The 5353-nt window shown below is 53.0% G+C and carries 7 protein-coding genes; 3 read left to right on the top strand and 4 right to left on the bottom strand.

Annotated elements, in window-relative coordinates:
• The 3 genes from QI197_07800 to nrfD all read left to right on the top strand — a co-directional run.
• A partial coding sequence (locus QI197_07800; protein ID MDK2373261.1) for a molybdopterin-dependent oxidoreductase occupies window positions 1-1435 on the top strand: 1435 nt, incomplete at its 5' end.
• A gap of 10 nt (window positions 1436-1445) precedes the next feature.
• On the top strand, window positions 1446-2015 hold the full coding sequence (locus tag QI197_07805) for a 4Fe-4S dicluster domain-containing protein (GenBank protein MDK2373262.1): 570 nt from the start codon (window positions 1446-1448) through the stop codon (window positions 2013-2015).
• Window positions 2008-2973, top strand: a complete 966-nt coding sequence (nrfD, locus tag QI197_07810; protein MDK2373263.1) for a polysulfide reductase NrfD — start codon at window positions 2008-2010, stop codon at window positions 2971-2973. Before QI197_07805 ends, nrfD begins: the two co-directional genes overlap by 8 nt.
• A 131-nt stretch (window positions 2974-3104) precedes the next feature.
• On the opposite strand, the gene QI197_07815 is transcribed toward nrfD, so the two are convergent.
• From QI197_07815 to QI197_07830, 4 genes are all read right to left on the bottom strand, one after another.
• The gene (locus tag QI197_07815; protein MDK2373264.1) at window positions 3105-3581 is read right to left on the bottom strand and encodes a DUF1641 domain-containing protein; all 477 of its coding nucleotides are present in this window, start codon (window positions 3579-3581) and stop codon (window positions 3105-3107) included.
• A 12-nt stretch (window positions 3582-3593) separates the two neighbouring features.
• Complete coding sequence (locus QI197_07820; protein ID MDK2373265.1) at window positions 3594-4730, bottom strand: FAD-dependent oxidoreductase; 1137 nt, start codon at window positions 4728-4730, stop codon at window positions 3594-3596.
• A gap of 12 nt (window positions 4731-4742) precedes the next feature.
• Window positions 4743-4985, bottom strand: coding sequence for a sulfurtransferase TusA family protein (locus tag QI197_07825; GenBank protein ID MDK2373266.1), 243 nt, complete (start codon window positions 4983-4985; stop codon window positions 4743-4745).
• A gap of 234 nt (window positions 4986-5219) precedes the next feature.
• Complete coding sequence (locus QI197_07830; protein ID MDK2373267.1) at window positions 5220-5345, bottom strand: sulfurtransferase TusA family protein; 126 nt, start codon at window positions 5343-5345, stop codon at window positions 5220-5222.
• Between the last annotated feature and the right edge of the window lie 8 nt (window positions 5346-5353).

Raw genomic sequence — 5353 nt, forward strand, 5'->3', positions numbered from 1 at the left:
CTTCCAGGCCCTGGCCGAGAGGCTTGAGCAGTACTCACCGCAGTGGGCTTCTCAGGTGTGCGACGTGCCCGCCGAGTTGGTAGAGAAGGTAGCCAGGGAGTTCGGTACCATAAGGCCAGCTGTGATAGATCCGGGATGGCATGATCCTCGCTATGAGAACTCCCTCCAGACCCAGAGGATGGTAGCGGTACTCAACGCCATGGTCGGCAACATAGATAAGCCTGGCGGGGTATCCTTCAATCTAGCTGCCAGAGAGGCTAAGAGTAGTCCTCCACCAGAGAAGAGGTACGATGTGCTCTGGGGGAAGAAGCACGGGGTAATGCCTATATCCGTTCCCAATTACATGGCCCTCTACGACGCTATAACAAAGGGAGATCCGTATCCGATAGAGATGGCTTTTGTAATAGGCGGTAATCCTATAAGAACTTGGAGTGGCGACAGGGAATGGAAAGAGGCCTTTAAGAGGCTGAAGGACGTTGTGGTAGTAGACATACTCCCTCAGGACACCACCATGTACGCTGATGTCATTTTACCGGACGCAGTATACTTGGAGAAGGACTTCCCGATAAGCCATGTGGAGATGTCCTTGGATGGGGCCTTCGAGACCGCCGTTAAGGCTGTGGATCCACAGTTCAACGCCAAGGCTGAAATAGAGATTTTAATTGCGCTGACCAAGAAGCTCGGCATCTATGACAGGTATGTGAACGCCCTTGCTAAGCTTCTTCATGTGGATGCAGTGAAACTGAAGGAATACATGGACAGAGAGGGCATAAGGGGAATAAGGAGGGCTCAGGCGGAAGCCTATGGGATCTCCCTTGAGGAGATAGAGAGTAAGGGCTTCGTATTGAAGGAACCCAAGGAGGAGCTGATGGGTACGATGCCCTACAAGAAGCCCCTAAACACCCCAACTGGCAGAGTAGAGATCTACAGTTTCCTTATGAGCAAGATGACCTCGATGTTCGGCAAGGATCCGGTCTGGGATCCGCTGCCCGACTGGGTCCCGCCCAAGGTCATGGAAGAATACGAGAGCATGAAGGATCCGAGCGTATTCTACTTCGTCTACGGGAAAAGTCCCCTGAACAGCTACACCCACACTACCGACAACAAGATGCTCGATTCCCTGCTCAGACCAGAGCATATAGGTGTGTGGATAAATACCAAGAGAGCTAAGCAGCTGGGCATAAAGAATGGGGACAAGGTCAGGGTAACGAGCCTAGCCACGGGAGAAAGCGGGATCACCACAGCCTTCGTCACCGAAGCCATAAGGGAGGACACGGCCTTCCTGAACACTCAGTGGGGGCATGAGAGCGAGAAGCTCAGGATTGCCCACGCTAGAGGTGGCGTAGCTCTGAACAAGCTTTGGCCCTTCCACTACGCGAGGGGAATGCCCGGAGCCCTAACAAACGAACTCCTCGTGAAGATAGAAAAGGTGTAGGGGTGATTTCATGGCCAAGTATGGGATGGTTATGGATCTTAGGACTTGTTTGGGCTGTGGGGCCTGTATAGCGGCCTGCGACTTCGAGAACGAGACTCCTTGGGAGGAAGGTAAGCGCAGGACCCACGTCCCGGAGTTCATCTTCGGAGAGTTCCCTAATGTGAAGAGACTATTCGTTCCCAGACTCTGCATGCACTGCGAGAACCCACCGTGCGTCACCGTTTGTCCGACCGGGGCGAGCTACATCAACGAGGATGGGGTCGTTTTGGTGAGGTACGATATATGCATAGGCTGCAAGTACTGCGCGGTCGCATGCCCGTATAATGCAAGATACGTGGACGAGAGGAAGCGCGCCATAGACAAGTGCACCTTCTGCTACGACAACCGCGTCCTTCAAGGCAGGCAGCCAGCGTGCGTGGAGACCTGCGTCGGCCACGCTAGGATATTCGGTGACTTGGAGGACCCGAACAGCGAGGTGTACAAACTGGTTCAGTCTGGGGAGGCCGTGCCGCTTAGGCCGGATCTCAGCACTGGACCGAAGGTGTTCTATATCTTCAAGTCCTCCGTGGGAGGTGAGTGATGTGTACACTGTCCAGTATTGGTGGGAGTGGTTGATCGCAGCCTACCTCTTCCTAGGAGGTATGGGCGGCGGTGGCATGATGGTCAGCTACTACTTCTGCTGCAGAAAGAGCGAACAGAAGCTGGCAGCCATCTCAGCCATCACTTCACTGATCATAGTCATCGTGGGCGTCTTCTTCCTGATACTCGACTTAGAGAAACCGGAAAAGTTCTATCTCGTCTTCATGAGCCCCCACTTGAATACTAGGTCTATGATATTCGTCGGATCTTCAATATTAACGGCCTTCATCATATTCGGGTTGATATACATAACATCATTGGAGGTTAAGTGGCCCAGCTTGCTCGGCAGGATAATACCGGTGCTCCCATGGTACGGAAGGGGAAGCGTAGCCAATCTAACAGGCCTATTGGCGGCAATAGCTGGATTCCTCACCACATTCTACACCGGAGTGCTGATAGGCATCCTCAAATCCGTCCCGTTCTGGCACACCCCAGCACTACCGCTTCTCTTCGTGGCCTCAGCACTCTCCACAGGAGTCGTGGGAATTCTACTTGTCAACGACATCTACGGTTTCACCAGACCCAAGGAGGAGAGGCACAGGTACGAGGAATACTGCTCTATACTGGGGAAATGGGACGCCATACTGATTTCTATAGAGCTACTGATAGTATTCACCTACCTGTTCATCTTCAGTTACGGGCCTAGAGAAGCTGAACTGTCAGTTCAGCTGTTGACGGCAGGCGAGCTCGCACCATATTTCATAGGAGGCGTGATCCTCATGGGCCTATCAATACCACTCCTCTTGGAGTACTGGCATATAATGAGCGAGAATAGGGGCAGGAGGGCTAGCTGCGCTATACCCATGGTGGCAGCAATACTCGTCATAGTCGGGGGCCTCATACTCAGATATGTGATCCTTCAGAGCGGCGTGATGACGATATTTCTCCCTCCGTCTTGAGGGGTTCTCTTCACCCCCTACCTTCACCCTATTTTTACTCTCGCGCCGTATCTCAGATACACAGAGGGTATCTAGAAGTCCTCGCCATCTTTTAGTACTTGATCCCCAAAATAGAGAAAGAAAGTGTTGATTCACTTGAAGCTGCTGCACTCGTCGGCACACCTGCCAACGACCTTAAGAGCGTTCATCACCACACCTAGGCCTCTTTGAACCTCCGGGTCTCTCAACTTGTTCATCAGGCCCATGAGGCCCAGTCTCTCGTCCTTATCTAGTGCTTCAGACAGCTCTTCCATGCATTTCGGCGAGGCGAGGAAAGCGAATCTTCCCAAGAGCTCTGATAGCCCTTGTAGAGATTCTTCCTTCATAAAAGCCCTTTCAAACGCCATTATCGAGAAGAACAGCCCGAACAGTTCGTCCAGCATTCCCGCGCCTATGAAAAGCTCGAGCCTCTCCAGTAGGTAATTGAGGGAATCCAGCCTCTCCAGCAACACCTCCAGCTTCTTAACGTTCTGAGGATCTGAAAAGAGCTCCTCCACTGAAGTCCTAGTCTTGACCTCAGAGGAATCAGGAACAGAATTCGAACTTCGACCACTCTTCTCATCGGACATTGAACACACCTCCTATATGTTTCCGCTCAGGATGCATGTCCAGTATATCCTGTTCATGGCCAGCTTGGCCAGATGGAGGACCCTCGACGGTATCAGGCCAGGGGCGTCCTTATAGAAGTAACTGGACACCTGAGCTGATGCGACCCCCCTTCCCATCTCGATAAGGCAGAAGCTCTGTCCGTCAAACATGACCCTCTTGCTCTCACCCTTTATCTCGTATGCGATGTTATCGGCCACTGTCGATGCTTGGAAGTGCGCGACTACGCCGGTCTTGGGTGTGGGAAGGGCGGTGGCATCTCCGACGGAGAAAGCATCATCGTAGCCCTTGATGTTAAGGAAGTACTTGTCCACCGGAATCCATCCCTCATCATCCCCTATCCCTGATCTAATGATCACATCGGCGCCCCTGTGAGGAGGCGTCAGTATCAGCAGATCGTACTTCAGGGAGTCGCCCTCCATAGATCTCACCTCCCTCCTCTCGGGGTCTATCTCGTCGACGGTGAAGTAGGTCACGGGCTCAATTCCCCTCTCCTCCATGTTCTCCACCATGACCTTGCTAAGGAGTCTGGGTGGATACGGTCTCTCTAGGGGGGAGATGTATTTTATCTCGGTCTCCTCCCTTACGCCCCTTACCCTTAAGAACTCGTCTGCCAGGAAGGCTATCTCCAAGGGAGCCACGGGGCACTTGTAGGTGAGCCCACCCACTCCGACCACCAGTCTTCCGCCCTTGAACCTCATTAGCTCCTCGAAGAGCTTCTTTGCGTCATCGAAGGTCCACATGTGGTTCACGGCTTCTCTGAATCCGGGTATCTCATCATAGTACAGTGTAGATCCCGTGGCTATCACCAAGTAATCGTAAACCCTGTCCTCACCGTTTGCCAGCTTGACCCTCCTGTCGTCCAGATCTATCTCGGTCACCTCGGCCTGAGTGAACCTGATTCCCTCCCTGTAGAGTCTCCTCCTCTGCTTGGTTATGTCCTCCTTATCGGCCTCTCCCACGGCTACAAATAGGAAACCAGGTTGATACCAGTGGAGATCACTCTTATCGATAACCTCGACCTCCACTTCGCCGGGGACCTTCCTCATCAGCCTGTTGGCGAATATTGTCCCGCCATCACCGCCACCGATCACCAGAACCTTCTTGGACATTGAGATCACCGATCACTTGGCCGTGACCCTTATCAGGGCCCTTATGACCCCTCCTTCCTCCGTCACGCTTATCAGCTCATTTCCAGTCCTCTCGATCCACGCCTTCACATCGCTCTTGAACCCCGGATCCGTCGCCAGGACCTCTATCACATCCCCGTTCTTGGCCTTCCTGTAGGCCTTGATGAGGTTCGTCAGGGGACCGGGGCAGGATATGCCCCTAGCATCGATGGAAATTGTCGGCTCTACATCCGTCATGATGATCAACCCTTCATATTAGTTGTGTTGTAAAACGGGGTTTTCCCAATAAAAACTCGACGGAGATCTCCCTCAGAAATTAGCCGAGGCTAAATCGAGAAGGCTAGGCTCAGATATCTAAGCTAATCTCCTCTCACCCAGCTGGCGCTTCAATATCCATTGTTCGGGAGATAAAGATGTGGGGTGGACTTCGGGATCTCCGAACCACCTTGAGGAGGGCGAAATTGGGACAGGTTAACGAGCCGTGACCCTTATCAGGGCCCTTATGACCCCTCCTTCCTCCGTCACGCTTATCAGCTCATTTCCAGTCCTCTCGATCCACGCCTTCACATCGCTCTTGAACCCCGGATCCGTCGCCAGGACCTCTA

The organism is Thermoproteota archaeon, assembly GCA_030130125.1.
In the GTDB taxonomy this organism is placed as follows: Archaea; Korarchaeota; Korarchaeia; order Korarchaeales; family Korarchaeaceae; genus Korarchaeum.

Excerpts from the sequence above, each read along its gene's own strand:
- QI197_07825 (MDK2373266.1), bottom strand. The coding sequence starts at position 4,985 with ATGACGGATGTAGAGCCGACAATTTCCATCGATGCTAGGGGCATATCC.
- QI197_07805 (MDK2373262.1), top strand. The coding sequence starts at position 1,446 with ATGGCCAAGTATGGGATGGTTATGGATCTTAGGACTTGTTTGGGCTGT.
- QI197_07820 (MDK2373265.1), bottom strand. The coding sequence starts at position 4,730 with ATGTCCAAGAAGGTTCTGGTGATCGGTGGCGGTGATGGCGGGACAATA.
- QI197_07815 (MDK2373264.1), bottom strand. The coding sequence starts at position 3,581 with ATGTCCGATGAGAAGAGTGGTCGAAGTTCGAATTCTGTTCCTGATTCC.